General features: G+C 44.8%; 13 protein-coding genes. 5 read left to right on the top strand and 8 right to left on the bottom strand.

The features are described from left to right. Positions 1–3: 3 nt before the first annotated feature. From L5L94_RS05200 to L5L94_RS05165, 8 genes are all read right to left on the bottom strand, one after another. Entirely contained in the window at positions 4–414 is a 411-nt protein-coding gene (locus tag L5L94_RS05200) for a curli production assembly/transport protein CsgE (RefSeq protein ID WP_131523186.1), read from the bottom strand. 299 nt (positions 415–713) lie between these two features. Further along, a complete protein-coding gene (locus L5L94_RS05195; RefSeq protein ID WP_263139976.1) occupies positions 714–2,402 on the bottom strand; it encodes a sensor histidine kinase in 1,689 nt (562 codons plus the stop codon). 71 nt (positions 2,403–2,473) lie between these two features. After that, the gene (locus L5L94_RS05190) at positions 2,474–3,952 is read right to left on the bottom strand and encodes a sigma-54-dependent transcriptional regulator (RefSeq protein WP_263161672.1); all 1,479 of its coding nucleotides are present in this window, start codon (positions 3,950–3,952) and stop codon (positions 2,474–2,476) included. Positions 3,953–4,075: 123 nt separating this feature from the next. Next, the gene (locus tag L5L94_RS05185; RefSeq protein WP_263161669.1) at positions 4,076–5,275 is read right to left on the bottom strand and encodes an FtsX-like permease family protein; all 1,200 of its coding nucleotides are present in this window, start codon (positions 5,273–5,275) and stop codon (positions 4,076–4,078) included. A 10-nt stretch (positions 5,276–5,285) separates the two neighbouring features. After that, positions 5,286–6,596 carry an ABC transporter permease gene (locus L5L94_RS05180; RefSeq protein WP_198571797.1) on the bottom strand — a complete coding sequence of 437 codons (1,311 nt, stop codon included), beginning with the start codon at positions 6,594–6,596 and terminating at the stop codon, positions 5,286–5,288. Positions 6,597–6,607: 11 nt separating this feature from the next. Next, positions 6,608–7,357 carry an ABC transporter ATP-binding protein gene (locus tag L5L94_RS05175; protein ID WP_028761691.1) on the bottom strand — a complete coding sequence of 250 codons (750 nt, stop codon included), beginning with the start codon at positions 7,355–7,357 and terminating at the stop codon, positions 6,608–6,610. 98 nt (positions 7,358–7,455) lie between these two features. Further along, positions 7,456–7,719 (bottom strand): hypothetical protein, encoded by a 264-nt coding sequence (locus L5L94_RS05170; protein ID WP_105251637.1) that lies wholly within the window; start codon positions 7,717–7,719, stop codon positions 7,456–7,458. Positions 7,720–7,828: 109 nt separating this feature from the next. Continuing rightward, positions 7,829–9,091, bottom strand: a complete 1,263-nt coding sequence (locus tag L5L94_RS05165) for an efflux RND transporter periplasmic adaptor subunit (RefSeq protein ID WP_173243130.1) — start codon at positions 9,089–9,091, stop codon at positions 7,829–7,831. 354 nt (positions 9,092–9,445) lie between these two features. On the opposite strand from L5L94_RS05165, the gene pyrC reads away from it, so the two are divergent. The 5 genes from pyrC (at position 9,446) to L5L94_RS05140 (ending at position 16,810) form a co-directional block, all read left to right on the top strand. After that, the gene (gene pyrC / locus L5L94_RS05160; protein ID WP_263161662.1) at positions 9,446–10,477 is read left to right on the top strand and encodes a dihydroorotase; all 1,032 of its coding nucleotides are present in this window, start codon (positions 9,446–9,448) and stop codon (positions 10,475–10,477) included. Between the two features lie 131 nt (positions 10,478–10,608). Continuing rightward, a complete protein-coding gene (locus L5L94_RS05155) occupies positions 10,609–11,655 on the top strand; it encodes a hypothetical protein (protein WP_263161660.1) in 1,047 nt (348 codons plus the stop codon). Between the two features lie 301 nt (positions 11,656–11,956). After that, the gene (locus L5L94_RS05150; RefSeq protein WP_263161657.1) at positions 11,957–12,778 is read left to right on the top strand and encodes a toxin-antitoxin system YwqK family antitoxin; all 822 of its coding nucleotides are present in this window, start codon (positions 11,957–11,959) and stop codon (positions 12,776–12,778) included. Between the two features lie 923 nt (positions 12,779–13,701). Beyond that, positions 13,702–14,514, top strand: coding sequence for a glutamate racemase (gene murI, locus L5L94_RS05145; RefSeq protein ID WP_263161654.1), 813 nt, complete (start codon positions 13,702–13,704; stop codon positions 14,512–14,514). Positions 14,515–14,755: 241 nt separating this feature from the next. Continuing rightward, positions 14,756–16,810, top strand: coding sequence for a toxin-antitoxin system YwqK family antitoxin (locus L5L94_RS05140; protein ID WP_263161651.1), 2,055 nt, complete (start codon positions 14,756–14,758; stop codon positions 16,808–16,810). Positions 16,811–17,033: the final 223 nt, after the last annotated feature.

Below are 17,033 nucleotides of genomic sequence, written 5' to 3'. Positions count from 1 at the left end.
ATCCTAAAAGTCGTCCGATGTTCCTGAAAAATCACCTGTTATTGCATTGGCTCTGACTTGCGCTAAATAATCAATCGTAAGCAAAATCGCCTGCTCTGCGCTCTCTTTAATCGGATTTGCACGACGACCAAAATGGGTGGTGTAAATCCGAGTCCCGTTTACCTCTAAGGTTAAAACGGTTCCAGCTTGTGGAAACACTGTCTCATATAGAGTGACGTTAAAGCCTTGAGTAAAGGGCAGTTCGCGCCAATAGCTTGAGTAGTAAAAGCCAAAGTCCTTACCAAACCGAGTCAAGGTTCTATCTATTACTAAGCCACTAATTTCAATGTCGTTATCGGCAATAGTGATAGGGGAAGCCAGCAGCAGGAATGGACATAAAACGTAAGTAAGCAGACGCTGTTTTAACTGTTTCACTTATCCCTCCTTAACCTTTTTAATCGAACCTTAAAAACCGCGCTAACCTCTGTTAGAACAAGGTGAGTTTTAACGCAAATTTTCGATAAAACAGGTTAACAGGGTTAAAGATCTCCCGTCATTACGCTGGGGGGCAAATTAGCCCGAAGAGCTAAGGTAAAAAGGCAAAAATAGCCCATTTGGCTAATACGCCAAGAGGCAGTTGAGGATAGGAGTTATGCTTTAAACAAGCGGATAAGATAAGCAATAAAAAATGCGACTTAAGAGTCGCATTACGGTGTTTATTCAAAACGCGAGCATTATTGTGGTAACCATAGTCGAACCAACAGGCCACCGTCACTGCGATTATGCATGCTAATACTGCCATCGTGGGCTTCAATAATTTCACGGCACAAAGGTAAACCTAAGCCTGTACCCGATTGTTTTGTTGAGTAAAACGGCAGTAGCGCCTGCTCTAATACTTCACCAGACATACCTGCGCCGCGATCCTCAATCACAATACTAAAACCTGCACCATCCACTAAGGTTTGATACCGAATCGATAGAGTGACATCCTCGGGGTTTGAGCCAGATTCATGGGCGTTTTTAAGTAAATTGAGGAGCACTTGCTCCATCTGTCCTTGATCGAAAAAACCATCAACCTCAGGTAACTCATGAATGAGTTTAAAGGGATAATGCTGAGTTAACTGGGCAGTAAATTGCCCCCAATTTACCTGACGCCGTTGCGGGAGCGGCAACTTAGCAAAACGGGCATAGTTGAAGATAAACTGGCTTAGATGACTGGTACGATTCTCGATCGTATCGAAAATTAAGGTTAGCTTGGGATTATCAATATCTTTGGTGAGCAGTCGGCCCGAGTTCACCATAGAGGCTATGGGCGCCACTGAGTTATTGAGTTCATGGCTAATAATGCGGATGACTTTTTTCCATACTGCCACCTCTTGACGATTGAGCTCGCGGGTCATCTGCTTGAGCAAAATTAAGTTATGCTGTTGGTTATTCAATAAAAATTGGCCGCGACTTAAATACCAAGTTTCCACATCATCTTCACCCATGGCGAAGAGTCCGTTCTTTTCATGTTTAAGCGCCAAGGCCAATACTTCGGGCAAATCCACCAGCAATTCATCTAGGCTCAAGCCTTCCATTCTGCCCTTTTTATGGAATAGGTGACGCGCCGCATCATTGGCGTAAATGAGCCGCTGATGATCGTCCAGTAACAACATCACATTGGGAGAACTTTGAATCACCTTATCCAGTAATAACTCCCGCTGGTAAATGTACTGCCTTTCTTGGCGCAATTTTGCCGCCGAATGGTTAAATAACTGCGCTAAGGTTTTGAGCTGACCTTCGCCATGTTCAGGAATACTCACACTAAAGTCATTATCACTAAAATTTAGCAAGCCGACTTCAAGGGAATCTAAACTGCGGCCGAGATGTCGAGTCAACCAAGCAATACCTAAACCACAGACAGCACAAGCGAGAAGCAACACGATCAAACCTTCACCTAAGGTCAAACTCGATACACGATCTCCCTTAGCTATATCAGCGGATATCGCAGGAGATACAGGTGCTTTGGGCGGTAAAATGGATAGCGGTTCTATACGTAAAGGCTCAACCACATGAGGAATAGAATTAAACAGCCCTTCTTTAAGTTGTTCTAACTTGAAGAGTTTTATTTGTAACTGCTCTTGTTTAAGTTGTTCAAGCTTTTGCAGCTCGGCTTTAATCTGCTCGGCCCTCTGGTGCGCTTGCATCGCCGCAGCCTCCTGCAATTGCTCACTATTGTTAAGGGCGAGTTCGATGGAGGCGACCGTTTTCTCCAGCTCCGCAAAATCGAGTTGCACATTAACATCAGGGATTTCAATCGTGTTAGACGTGGCAACAGACGAAGCATAGGGTGAGATATACTTCACCAAGGCAAAACTCAGCAAGACGCCAAAGGCGCAGCAAGCCATTGAAAAAATGATAAGTTTAGTTCGAATTAACACTCAGATTCCTTAATCGATAGCCTTTCTCTCGCCTAGAAGCTGGGACTTGGGACCTAGCATCTGCGCTTGGCCTATGACTTATCTAAACCAAACTTGTCCATCCGCCGATACAGCGCTTGGCGACTGAGTCCAAGCGCTTTTGCCACCCGAGCAATTACGCCATGATGCTGTTTTAGCGCCGCTTCGATATCTTCTCGGCTCACGTCTATCGCCTCATTGGCATCTGACACTTGGGCACGACCAGACTCATGATAAAATGCGGTATTTACGGGGATGGAAGCGGGCGAATAAACAGGCTGAGGATCAGAGTGTCTCAAGCCAGATAGCCGCAGCTCAGATACAGCCGAAACACTGGAAGCCGATTTTATGACACTCGCAACAGGTGCCAAACCAAAGTCAGCTTCAGTCAGCACATGGCTTTGCGCCAACAATACCGCTCGCTTACAGGCGTTTTCAAGTTCGCGCACATTTCCTGGCCAGCGGTGCTGTAATAACGCCTGCAACGCGGGTTTACTCAAGCTAAAATCGCTGCCAATAAAATGCTGCACTAAAGGTAAAATATCATCGATGCGTTGATTCAGCGGTGGCAATGCCAGTTCAATCACGTTTAAGCGGTAAAACAAATCCTCACGAAAGCGCCCTTCAGCGATATCTTGGGCCAGATCCGCATTGGTCGCACTGATCACCCGCACTTTTACTTTCTGGGTTTTATGGCTTCCTAAGCGTTCAAATTCGCCGGTTTGTAGCACCCGCAATAATTTCACTTGCCCAGACAAAGGTAAATTGCCAATTTCATCTAAAAACAGCGTGCCGCCGTCTGCCGCTTCGAAACGGCCAATACGCGCTTTAGTCGCGCCAGTAAAAGCGCCCGCCTCGGCACCAAACAGCTCGGCCTCTAATAAATCCATCGGCAAGGCGCCGACATTGACCTTGATAAAAGGTTTGTTTTTTAAGGGTGAATTGGCGTGGAGAATATCGGCAAGCTTGTCTTTACCCGCGCCATTGGGGCCAGTGATCAAGACCGACACATCGGAGCGCGCCAGTTGCAAGGCTAAGTCAATACAACGCTGCATAGCACCGCTACCAAAGACAATACCGCAGAGATCCGCATCGGCGATCGCCACTTGGCGTTGGTGATTCACCCGCTCCAAGCGGTGGTTAGCACGGGAGAGTTTATAAAGCGCAATCAGATTAGTGATGCTATTGAGTAGCTTAGCGTCATCCCAAGGTTTGCCCATATAATCGGCGGCGCCCGCTTTGACTAATTCAACTGCCGTTTCGAGCTGGGTCCATGCCGTCATCAAAATAATCGGCAAATCCCCTTGGCGTTCGCGCAGGGCGTAAAACAGCTGCCGACCTTCCTCACCAGAGGTGGTATCTCGGGTAAAGTTCATATCTTGGATCACTAAATCCACATCTTGAGTCGCCAATAACCCAAGGGCGTCCTCTGGGCTATGGCAAATCAGCACCCGATAATCATTGAGTTCTAGCATCAAACCTAAGGCTTGGCAGATGGCATGATTGTCATCGACGATAAGGATAGTATCCATAAGTGTGAGTGTTGTCCTAAGTAAAACTGTTAACCGTAAAGTAACAAAAAGTGCAATAACATCCTATTGTTATCGCACTTTTGTCGAGCTTTTATCGTACCTTGAGTGACATCAAATATTCCGCTATACGCTGCGGGTTGCGGTTGCTGGCGAAATATTTGCCGCCTTACGCGCTGGTAAGTAAACCGCTAATGTGGTGACAATAAATAAACCTGCCACAGTAATTAGTGGGTAGCTTAAGTCCAACATAGGCAAGCTATAGATTTTCATTAACTGTTGGCCTAACTGTATCGCTAACAAGCCGCCCAGCACGCCTCCCGCTAAGCAAATCAAATAGTTCTCCACGAGGAAGTAACTGATAATATCGCGCTTTTTAGCACCCAATGCGCGGCGGGTACCTATCTGCTTAGTGCGGCGCTGGATATTAAACATCACCATGCCCGTTAAACCGAGCGAGGTGATAAGCAATAACAACACCACCATCATAGTTAACACAGTAATCATCAATTTATGATCTCGGTATGAACTATCTTTTAAGGCCTCGATTGACTTAAAGCCATCGAGCACTCGGTTTGGATTCTCCGCCAGCAGCGCTTTTTTTATCGTGTCTTTAAGCTCGGCGTGAAACTCAGGTTTGGCCCGTACCATGTAAGAACTGCTGCCATAATCCACATTTTGAATCACACTATTTTCAAGGCTAGAACTGTCAATCCACGCGCCTTGCAGTTTTTCGGCTACGCCAATCACAGTGATCTGTGCATCCTTGCCCTCGTACAACACTTTACCAAGTGCGGATTCATCAGGCCAAATGGCTTTGGCTAACACACTGGAGATGATCGCTAATCGGCTAGGGCTATCGAGGTTATCCTTAAGTTCATGGGGGTAAAAGTTACGCCCCTCAATCAGCTTAATGCCTAAGGTCTCAATGGTGTGATCTGTCCCTAAATACATGGCAAATTGCGGTGTCGATTTAGCGCTATCTGGGTCGGGGCCCAGATTTAACGTGCTCGACCAGCCGCCACCGCTTAACGGCAACATATTGGTTGAGGTCGCATCAATCACATTGGGTAGCCCCCGCAAAATTTGCTGATCAATTTTGTTTTGCGCGGTTTTATCAATCAATGGATCAAAGTTAAACAAGCTAAAGGTCAATACTTCTGACTCTTTAATCCCCGAATCACGCTGCATCAGGACTAAACGCTCTTGAATAATAAAGCTCGCATTCGCCACAATCGCCACAGACAAGATAATCTGAATAAGCAGTAAGATTGGGCCACTTTTACTGCGAAATAAACTGCTGAGAATAGGTTTAATATGCAACATAATAAGTCCCTTACTGGCTTTTTAGATAAACACTAGGTTTAGTGCGACACACAACCCATGCGGGATACAAGCCAGCCAACAAGGCTGTGCCTACCGCAATACTTGGGGTGATAATCCACATACTCGCCGATAAATGGGTTAAGCCCTTCGCGACCTCAAACTGGGCCGATAACCCATAAAGCGAAGCGTAGGCCCAAGCGAGTCCAAGCAAACCACCGAATAAGCCAATCATGCCCACTTCAACCATATATTGAGCGAAGATTTGACCACGGCTAGCACCAATAGCGCGGCGCACTCCCACCTCGGGAGCTCGCTTGAGGAACTTTGTCAGCATTAAACCTAATATATTGACTAAACAAACACTTAAAAACAGCGCACTCAAGCCAACCAAGATTTTATTGTCTTCGGGCACCACATGATTGTATTCAAGCCAAGTTGCCACATCGGATACTTTGACTGAGTCAGCGGCAGATTTATTATCCGTAAAACGGCCTAGGGCTTTTTGCTCCGCCACATAATTGCTGAGCCAAGAACGGTAACTGGCTACTGCGTCTTTATTTGGTAACTCAACCCAATACAGCAGCCACACTTTTTCAGAGTTAAGGCGATCACTGTAACTATTCATCGTCTCAAACTTCCAACCTGACGTGTTACCCCATATATCAAACTCTTCGATAGGCGTCAGCGAAAACGGCACAAAAATTTGTTCCGTGTCGTTAAAGGCACCGTTAGTGGGATCATAATATTTAGGCTTAGGATCCCAAGCATCAATCACACCAACCACTTGATAAGGTTTACGATTAAGATAGATAACTTTGCCAACACTGTTTTGACCCGCAAATAACTTTTGATTGAGTTTATCGTTAATCACCACTTGATAAGCAGGCTCAGTGTCGACGGATTTATCCCACGCATTACCGTACAAAAATGGCACGTCAAACAGCTTGAAAAAGTCACTGTCCGTCACCCGAATGCTTTCTAAAATAGGCGCAAAATTGGCATCCTCCGTTTGCACTGCCATCCCAGTGCGAAACATCGCAGCTTGGCGTTTAGGTAAGGTATTGTTGCGCAGATTCATCGCGTCTTGGTAAGTCACTAACGAGTTTAACTCATCCCAAGAATCAGGACCTTGGCTCCAAAGCTGTACCGCATTTAACTCATCAGAGCGTTCACCCGCAGGATTAAATGACATCATTTTGTACACGTTTAACGTGGTGATTGTGATGCCAATACCAATCGAAATCGCCAACACCATCAACAGCGACAGCACTGGGGTTTTCTTAATGCTGCGCCAAGCTAAATCAACATAATAAAAGAACATAATGCATATCCTTAACGGTCGGCGTTGGCGACAAGTTTGTCGATATCAGTCGCAGCAGTGATATCACTGACATGTCGATGACCTTGATGATACATAGTAAAATCACACACTTGACCATCGACAATTTGAATGTTGCGTTGGGCGCGGCGAGCGAGTTCAGGATCGTGCGTCACCATGATAATGGTCGTGCCCGCTTGATTGATATTTTCGAGTAATTCCATCACTTGACGTGCCATTAGGCTGTCGAGGTTCCCCGTAGGTTCGTCGGCGAGTAGGAAGCGTGGCTCCCCCGCCAAAGCACGAGCAATCGCCACCCTTTGTTGTTGTCCACCCGACAACTGAGTAGGTAAATGTTTGAGCCGTGAAGCTAAGCCCACTTGCTCTAATGCCTCTTGTACACGACGTTGACGCTCCTTGGCATTAAAACCACGATAGCGCAGCGGCACTTCAATATTCTCAGCTAAGTTAAGATCGGGAATTAAGTTAAAACCTTGGAAAATAAAGCCAATTTTTTCATTCCGGATAGTGGCGCTCTTGTTATCGCTCAAGTTAGACACGTTAATCCCATCGAGAAAATAGTCGCCGTGGGTAAAACCTTCGAGTAAACCTGCAATATTTAAAAAGGTGGTTTTACCCGAGCCAGAAGGACCTGTGACTGCGACAAATTCGCCTTCGTTCACCTCTAGGTTAAAATCGCGCAGGGCGTGGGTTTCTACTAAATCCGTTTTAAAAACCTTGCTCACATTCTTCATTGATAACATGTTAATTTCCTTTAAATAATCAAATCTATTTTGCGCCTAGACTCTGCGTCTACACCTTAGGCATCGACTCATGTACGACCGTAATCAGCACACCTTTATCAGCCAAAGAATGGCTCAACAACACACTCTAAAAACCACATAAAAGCGCCCAGCATAAGGTTGGCAGTTTCGGTTGAAACCTCACCCACTTGGCGAAACTCATCCAAAGGATTACTCCATTCCAACAAATTGAGTCCGAGGAAAAACCAGCTATTGGCCTCACCGATACTTAGTTCCACCGCAACCACCAGTAATAATAAGGCTAGTACTCCAAACACTTTGGATGACATCAACATGCTGATATCAAATTGTTTATCACGCATATCCGGCTCCTATTCTTATCCATGTCGCAGCAGGTTTCGTCATTCACCTTGATCACTGCGCTGTTAAATTCATCAGATTGGTTGTTTAATAATTTACGAATATCGGTCATCAATGAATTCTGACCTGTTCGGCGTGATTAAAAGGGTCGACACTTGAAATAACCCACTCATCTCCGGCTTTGCCACCATCAAGCACTTCGACTTGGCTCAGGCTAGTACTGCCGAGCTTAACCTCACGACGGCTGGCTAAATCGCCCTCGACTTGATAAGCCACATTACCTCCACCGCTGGTCATAAAGGCGCCGCGTTTTACCATAAGAACATTGGGTCTGTGCTCTAATAACACTCGGGCCGAGATGCGTTGATTCTGGCGCAGTGTTAGGCTGTCGCTTTGGTCAAATTGCACCCTAGCGGTCACTTCACGGTTACGCACTTCAGGGGAAATCGACGATAACTTGCCCATTAACTTAATACTGCCAAAACTCAACTCGACTTCCATGCCTAAACCCAGATCATCCGCATAGGACTCAGGCACGGCTAACTCAGCCTCATAGGCGCTTAAATCCACGACGGTTAAAATCGGTTGGTTAGCGCTAAGACGGGTTTTCTGCTCGGTAATCCAGTTACCGATAATGCCGTTAACAGGTGCAACAATATTCAAGGCATCGACTTGGCGTTCTAATTCACGCACCGCGAGAGTTTGACGCTCAACTTCTAGGGCTTTATTTTTAATCTCAAAGGTTAACGTATCTTTCGTTAACGCAACTTCTTGCTCTGCATGCTTAAACTTCAGCTTGGCTTTGTGTAAATCATCTTTGCCCTTTTCATAATCAATCTGGCCAATAAGCTGACTTTGAATCAGTTCCTCTCCGCGTCGGCTTTCCCTATCCGCCGCTTCAAGATCGACCGTTGCGATATCTAAGGTTTGATAAGCTTGTAATTGATCGCGTCTTGCATCCAACTTAGCGCGCTCTAATGCACTCTCCATACCCGCTAATAGGGACTTGGCTTGCTCTAGCTGATTAGTGAGTCTTGGACTATCAAGTTTGGCGACCACATCGCCCTTATTAACAGTATCGCCAGGATTGCTGAGCAGAGTCACAGTACCTTCCTCTGTGCTATACAAAATAGGCGCATTGGCCGCCACGATTTTACCTGTGGTCGCCACATCGCGGGTTAACGTTCCAACGAAGAGTTTTGCGGTAGTGATGTCGCTGCGGCTTAAGGATTTGCTCACGCTATCAGTGCCTAAACTTGCCCACACTAAGGCGCTGACTAATAAGGCGCAACCGCCAATGATCAGCGGTAACTTAAGACGTTTAGAGGTCGATGGCACAAGTACTGTATCTTGGCCGCTAGTATCTTTAATCATGGCTTTACTCGCTTCCCTGTTGGAATCATCAGTGCCGGAACGTATCAACGGACACTATTGGAAATCTCTACCCTAGAGATAGCAAAGCCTATGCCAAACAAGTAAAATCATTTACTTTCATAATCTTAATGAAAAATCACAGATAAAAGTGTCCGCGGACACTGGGGCTTTTATTTAAAAGTGTCCGCAGCAGTGAAATGAAAAGTGTCCGATTGAAAAAAAGCAGTTCCTAGATTCTAGGGTCTAGAATCTAGATTTATTAACCAAAACAGCCGAGTTTCCCTTTACAGTAAAATCCTTGCCACATAAGATCCCGCCACCCTCGCAGCAAAAACGATCAAAAGACCAAACCCTATGACTACAATAACAATCACTCGCCCAGACGACTGGCATATTCACTTAAGAGACGGCGCCCAGCTTAAAGATACAGTGCGCGACATCAGCCGCTATATGGGCCGCGCCATCGTCATGCCAAACTTAGTGCCCCCCGCTATCGATACCGAAACCGCACTGGCCTATTACGATCGCATTAAAGCGCAAGTGCCCGCGGGCTCACAATTCGAACCTTTAATGGTGTTGTATTTAACCGACAAAACCAGCCCAGATGAAATCCGCAAGGCCAAAGCCTCGGGTAAAATTGTCGCCGCTAAACTCTACCCAGCGGGCGCGACGACTAACTCAGATTCCGGCGTAACCGATGTTAAAAACATCTATCCCGTACTCCAAGCCATGCAAGAAGTCGGCATGCTGTTTTTAGTCCACGGTGAAGTCACAGATTCAGCCATTGATATTTTCGACCGCGAGCGTGTCTTTATTGAAAATATCCTCAGTAAAATTGTCGCCGATTTCCCAGAACTTAAAATCGTGCTTGAGCATATCACCACCAAAGATGCCGTCGATTTTGTCACTCAAGCCTCTGATAATGTGGCCGCGACTATCACAGCCCACCATTTGCTGTATAACCGCAATCACATGCTGGCAGGCGGTATTCGTCCGCATTTTTACTGCCTCCCTATTTTAAAACGCAACACCCACCAGCAGGCGTTGTTAGGTGCAGCGGCAAGCGGCAACAAGAAGTTTTTCCTCGGTACAGATTCAGCGCCACACGCCAAGGATAAGAAAGAAGCGGCCTGTGGCTGCGCGGGTTCCTACACGGCTCATGCCGCCATTGAGCTGTATGCCGAAGCCTTCGAGTCGGTCAATGCGCTGGATAAACTCGAAGCGTTCGCAAGCTTTAACGGCCCAGACTTTTACCATCTACCACGCAATACCGATACCATCACGCTGGTCAAAAAGTCATGGGGTGTTCCTGCAACTTACCCGCTTGGCGATACTAACGTAGTGCCTATTCGTGCTGGAGAAGCCATTGATTGGCAAGTTGAGTAAGCCTTAAGTCTTTAACATCAAGTCGCCTACGGGCGACTTTTTTATCAGATTTTGATTTTTAATACACAATCGGTCAGTATCCTGCGCTTAGAATACGGCCCTTACTTATCACCTTTTAAGAGAAAATCAGTATGCCCACAAGGATGTTATTCTCCGTTTTATCTTCAAGCCTGTTGCTGACCGCCACGATCTCTTTGCCGACCTTTGCGGCCAATGAACTCACAGGGATCTGGCAGGGACAGTTAGGTAAAAGCAAGGTCAGAATTTGTTTTAATCAATATGGAACAGGCAGTTATTACTATCAACGCTACTTAACGCCGATAAAACTCGAGCAGCAAGATGAACTGTGGAAAGAAGAAGGCAATACCGGAAATTGGCAGTTTGATAGTGTCACACCACAAAAACTGAGCGGCCATTGGTTTAAAGATACCGCGAGTAAATCATTACCAGTGCAACTTGAGCGAGAAATCAGCCCAGATAAAGTCGAGGATTGTGGTGCCGATGCTTACAATCTACCGCTAGAAACCACGCCAAAACTCAGCCGAGGTAAATGGCAAAACTACGAAAATATTGAGTATCGCCCGCTGACGTTTGGCACAGATGTAGGTATCGAATTTAAAGGCCCACAAACGGGTATCTTGGTAATTAATCAATGGCTTGAACATAAGCTCACCGATGAAGCCCAACTAGCACAAACCTTTGACACTCGCCGCAGAATGCTGGCACAAATGGGCAGTTTTGTAACTGACGAAACCTTTGCCGAACCGATTTTTATTAATCAGCATTGGCTCAGTGTGCGCCTATATCGCTGGGCTGCAGGTTATGGCGCCAATGGTATCAGCCAAGAATTTGTGAGTTTCTCCCTTACCGACGGCAAACCTTTCCACCCGTGGCAGTGGTTTCTCGCCGATACGCAACCACAAAGTATGCTCGTGGGTATGAGTCATCCTTTACCCCCAGCATTAAGAGACAAATTGTTTACTGGCAAAGCACCGGACGCAGAATGCCCCACATCAGACAGCTCGGGATATTACCAGCTCACCCTTGAGCCAAAGGGGATCAAATTCTGGGAAACGCCCCGCGGCGATGGCTGTGAAAATGAGTTTATCCTCAGCCCGCAAGAAGCCATGCCCTATGCCACCCAATGGGGAAAAATACAGCTTAAGCTATTGGAATAGTGTACTTAACTGAGAAAATATTAGAGGGAAAGAAAGCAGTCATGGCGATGATAATGAGCGCGATGAGAGTAGCGCGACGACAAGCGCTCTTTCCCTCCCTACACAGCAATGCATTTCGAGCTAATTCATTTCAGTAAGGAATCATCTTTGAGCAATTTAACCGCAAAAATAGCGACACCCGAGGCCTTAGTGCAAGCTCAGCTTGAAGCATAATATTTGAGCAAGGAGTGCCTACTACCTTGAAAAACACCGATGGTAGGTGTGAGAGCATTGAGAATTATAGATAAAAAAGGAGTTATCGATGAAGGAAATAGATTTTAATCAATTGCAAAATATAAATGGGATCTATTATGAAATAGATACACAAATACCTTTTACTGGGAAAAGTAAAAGGTATTATGAAAGTGATGATTGTGACGGATATAGGGAAATAACTTACAGAAATGGTCTAGAAGACGGTCCTTTTAAAACATATGATGAAGATGGTTTGCTATTGTTCGAAGGATCTTATAAAAATGGGTTGGAAGAAGGCCCTTACAAAAAATATTATGAAAATGGCGGAGTGGAGAAGGAAGGAAGTTATAGAAATGGATTAGAAGAAGGCCCTTACAAGATATTTTATAAAAATGGCGCTGTAAGGCTTGTAGGGAATTATAATAATGGATTAGAAGATGGTCCTTATAATAGATATTATGAAAGTGGGAGGATATTGAGAAAAGGAACTAAGAAAAATGGACTTCCAGAAGGAATTTGTGAATCATATTATGAAAATGGTCAATTGTGGGGAGTGGTTTTCTGTAAGGATGGTAAGCAGGAAGGCCTTTCTAGATATTATTATGAAAGTGGTCAGTTGTGGTGGGAGATGACGTATAAAAGTGGTTTGGAAAATGGCCACTCTATACATTATTATGAAAATGGAAAGGTCAATTGTGATGCAATTATTGAAAATAATCTAAAAGAAGGTCCATATAAGCGATATTATGAAAGTGGTCAATTGATGGAGGAAGGGACTTATAAAAATGACTTATTAGAAGGAGTTCTTAAAAGCTATTGTGACGATGGGCAATTAGCATCTGAAGAGATTTATAAAGATGGTCAATTAATCATGGTAAAAAATAAATAAAATTTAAATCTGCAATTCACTGAACCAGACTTATCTCGTCTGGTTCCCAGGGTAATCGCGTAAATGTTCATATTTTGTCCGCCTTGGCAAGCCCAGCCATTAATATCTTTTCAAGAAATGCGGTTTTCATCCAAGCTCGATTTCTTTTGGTCACTAGACTCGACTTGCTCGGCTATGCATTGAGCATATAAGCGAAAGTCAGGACTCCCATAACTCTTTTTCTGCTTTATTATCAATATTATCAAGACATCCATTGTTCATAGCCTGTACCTTAAGCATCTAAATGTGCCCATATCACCTCTAAGCTATTGTCGTGCTTTGTTTTTGACTGCTTGCTGCGATAACATTTGGTGGTAATAAATTCTATTGCCCAACTCAGATCGGCCTTGAACTGCGTATTACCACGCATGACAGTAAAAAAAGCGGACAGCCATGAATTTTTTAAGAATCAACCATCTGACATACACAGGGATTAACCCAAATTAAGCACCATCATGGAAGTGACCATCCGTGGCATGGGCGCTTATTCACATCCATGTGATCGCGACATTATTATGTCCTAATACAGCAGATTCCATGCTCGAGCATCAAGGGACGGACTTGCTGCGTGTCACTGGAATGATAGTGCTTAATGGATATGCGGAATTAAAGCTCCAGCAATATTTACAAACACACGAAGGATTAAGTTGGCATCCCAACTAAACTGCTGACAAAACTGAGTATTCATGATCTCACCCTGCGGTAAATTGCATTAACTCACCAAAAGATTTTTTGTTTACGAAAAAGTCTTAACCAAACATATCCTCATTGATCAAAATAGGCTGAAAGAGCAAAATGCGCCTCTTGAAGCCGTATGCCAATTCGACTAACACTCCTGTGTCTATGGCAAAATTAAATGTGTTGATTATGTGAAGGTAGGTGCAATGGATAGCTCAATATTAGTTTTTGATTCAGGTTCAGGTGGACTAACTGTCGCGGCCGAAATAAAAAAGAGAATCCCCAACATACGGCTGAGTTACGTCTCTGACGCTGGCTTTTTCCCGTACGGAAAAAAGCCGCACGATATACTAAAAAAGCGAATTTTAGACGTTATATCCAAAGCAAGCTCACTGACTCAACCCGATATCATCGTTATCGCCTGCAATACAGCGAGTACCATTGCGCTAGACTTACTTCGTACTGAACTCAATATACCTATTGTCGGCGTTGTCCCTGCGATAAAACCTGCCGCTTCGTTATCAAAATCAAAGGTAGTGATGGTACTTGGCACTCACACCACGGTGAACTCAGCTTATGTGAAGATGCTGATCACGAATTTCGCCACAGAATGTAAGGTTTTAGTAGAAGACTCTGAAGTGCTGGTTCTCGCCTCAGAGCAAAAACTTCTCGGCAATGGGTTTGATCCCGACATTGTAACTCAGGAAATTCAGCGTATTTTTAGCAAACCCGATGCATTTAATACCGATGTATTAGTGCTGGCTTGTACTCACTTTCCACTTATCCATGCAGAAATCAAAAATGCCCTTCCCCACCAGGTTACCGTCATTGATTCTGGATTCGCCATTGCTAATCGAACGCACTCATTGTTGAAAATCGAGCACCAAACGTGTAGCCCGATACTCGATCCAGAAATAACGTTTTACACCACAGGGAATGTAGATTCAGAACAAGCGAAACAAAGCAAAATTGAAGCACTGCTTCAGTGCCCAATTAAATTTAAGCAGCTGTTATTGTAATATTTTTAGCTCATTTTCTTTTAAAACCCGTTTTCAAAGAAATCTAAATGATTACCCTAAAAGACACCCGCGAAATAAATGCTATATCGCATCGCTGATTGTTAAATGTTGGATCTTAACAGGCCGCTATTGCGGCCTTTTTTGTATCAGCTACTTCCTGAAGTGCTTGTCTTCGCATAAAATTCGGCCCGTTTACTGGTGCGCATGAGGCGCAAGTTATCGGTATAAAAGGTGTAGTTAAATGGAACTTTCGATTCGCAGTTTATTCACTGCAGCGGGCATGGTGTTGTTATCCTCTTTAACGGTTATTCCTGCGGCAAGCGCTGCGGGCAAAGCCGTCCATCCCACTGTCGATTTACCAAATGGCCAATGGCTTAATTTTCACCAAAAAGACAATCAAGTGTGGAGCGAAATGTCCGACGGCGATGCGCCCGGCGTACATCTTGATGATTATGGTGCGGCTGAAATTGTGGCCGTTTTTTACTATGACTTTGATAAGGGTGGCGACAAAGAAGTCGTAGTCATGCTTAAAGATGCTGATGGTCAGCATTTACGGGGTTATGGTTTTGAGGATTCAAAGCTCACTAAGCTGCCACGCCTTCAAGTTGTGCTGGATGAAGTCGCCCCGATGTTATTATCATTTACCGTCAGCGACACCCGCAAAGTGTTAAACCAAATTCCGCCGCAGCAATATCGCATGACCTATGATGTTGAGGCGATTGAAGATCCCGCCATTAAAGCGATTATCGATGGCTCAACCAAGCTCAAACCAACCTTAATCGGCTATCGCAATGCTAAAGGTTTACCCGCCGATGTGAAAACCGCGGACGAATATAAATTACGTTACCCCCTCACCCGCAAAGATAAAGATGCCCAAGGCCACGAGCATCAATACAGCTTAGTGACCCACTTTTATCGCAATGATTATCGCGAACAACAGGGCAGTTTTGTGTTGGTGAGCGTTGTCTTTGAAGCCGATGATGTGGACTGGCTAAACAGCGGTGAGGGTGAGATCCCAAAAACGGGCCCAGCTTATGATTATATGAATCTCGGTGGATCTTGGGCTGGACTTGCGCTTGAAAGTCATTATGCCCAAGGTGTGCTCGATGGCCCCTATATCGCCTACGATAACCGTAATGCCAATATCATGTTGAATGGTCAGTACAAACAAGGCAAAAAAGTCGGTAAATGGATGGAGGCTGACGGCCAAGCAAGCTATTGGGAAGGTGAATATCTTGACGGTAAAAAGCAAGGTAAATGGATTGCACAGTCCATGTTCGATGAGGCAGATAACTACGGTTTTGCCCATTACAATCAAGGAGTGCTCGATGGCCCCTATGAAATCTATGAGCCCGAATATGGCGCAGACACAGGTGATAAGCGATTGTCTGAAAAAGGCATTTATCGCAACGGCGTCAAAGACGGTGAATGGCTTGAGAGCAATGGCAATAAAGGTCACTATCAAAACGGCATTAAACAAGGCCCTTGGGTAGATAAAGTCTCGCTTGGCGAATACCGCAACTATGTGGGTAACGGGGCTTACCTTGATGGCAAGCGCACTGGCCCTTGGGTATTTAAAACTGACAAGAAATCACGGATCGAAGTGACTTATCTCAATGGATTACGCGAAGGTGAAGAAAAACTAATCAGCGATGAAAATGTGCTCTTTGCCAATAAGCATTATAAGCAGGGACTGCTCGATGGTCAGAGTATTTGGTACTCAGCACAGGATGTTGCCAGCGGCATTAGACACTATCGCAAAGGTGAATACCATGGCATGCAGGCGATTTTTGATCCTAACCACAATCATAGGCTTATGGAGTTAAGTCATTATGAATATGACGAAACCCTGCCCGTCAAGCCCTCTCAGGACGAGTGCATAATGCGAGAAAATCCCTATAGCAATGACTGTAAGGACATACTGAATCCCCCCTTTAGAAATACGCCATCGATTAAGCATGGGGAACAATATTATTATGATAGTAAAGGAAAATTATACAAATTTTCTGACTACCATCATGGCAACCTCATCAAAGAATATGAATTCGATGAAGAGGGACATGTCCAAAAGCTGCAAAATAATGAACAGGGGCAAGACAGTCAAATCAACATCCGCTACAAGAAGGATGGCGGTTATTCACTGTCCAATTACAGCGACAATGAGCAACGTGGCTGGACATATGAAATCGATAACAAGGATCGATTACTGTCCCTGAAGTATTACCATGATGGTGACAAAAAGGGGTTTACCATCCGCTATAACACAGATGGCAGTTATGCGATTACAGAAAGGTAAACATTAATATCGAACATCAGGCACTGCTTATCCTTTTATCCTAATGGTTAACTCAAGACCTTGAAGACAATGACCAGCAAAAAGGCAAAGTTTAAAATTGGGATATAGGGTAATGCGGATGCCCTTGATTAAATTGACCTATATAAGCCTAATTAACCTGAACTCGGGATAAGAAATGTTGAACTAATAGCCCTCCAAGTGATCGGATCTTTCGACCAAGAGA

Source organism: Shewanella sp. SM21, assembly GCF_025654335.1.
GTDB lineage: Bacteria > Pseudomonadota > Gammaproteobacteria > Enterobacterales > Shewanellaceae > Shewanella > Shewanella oncorhynchi.
The sequence above is the reverse complement of the archived record's forward strand: the minus strand, read 5'-3'. Positions and strand labels throughout refer to the sequence as shown.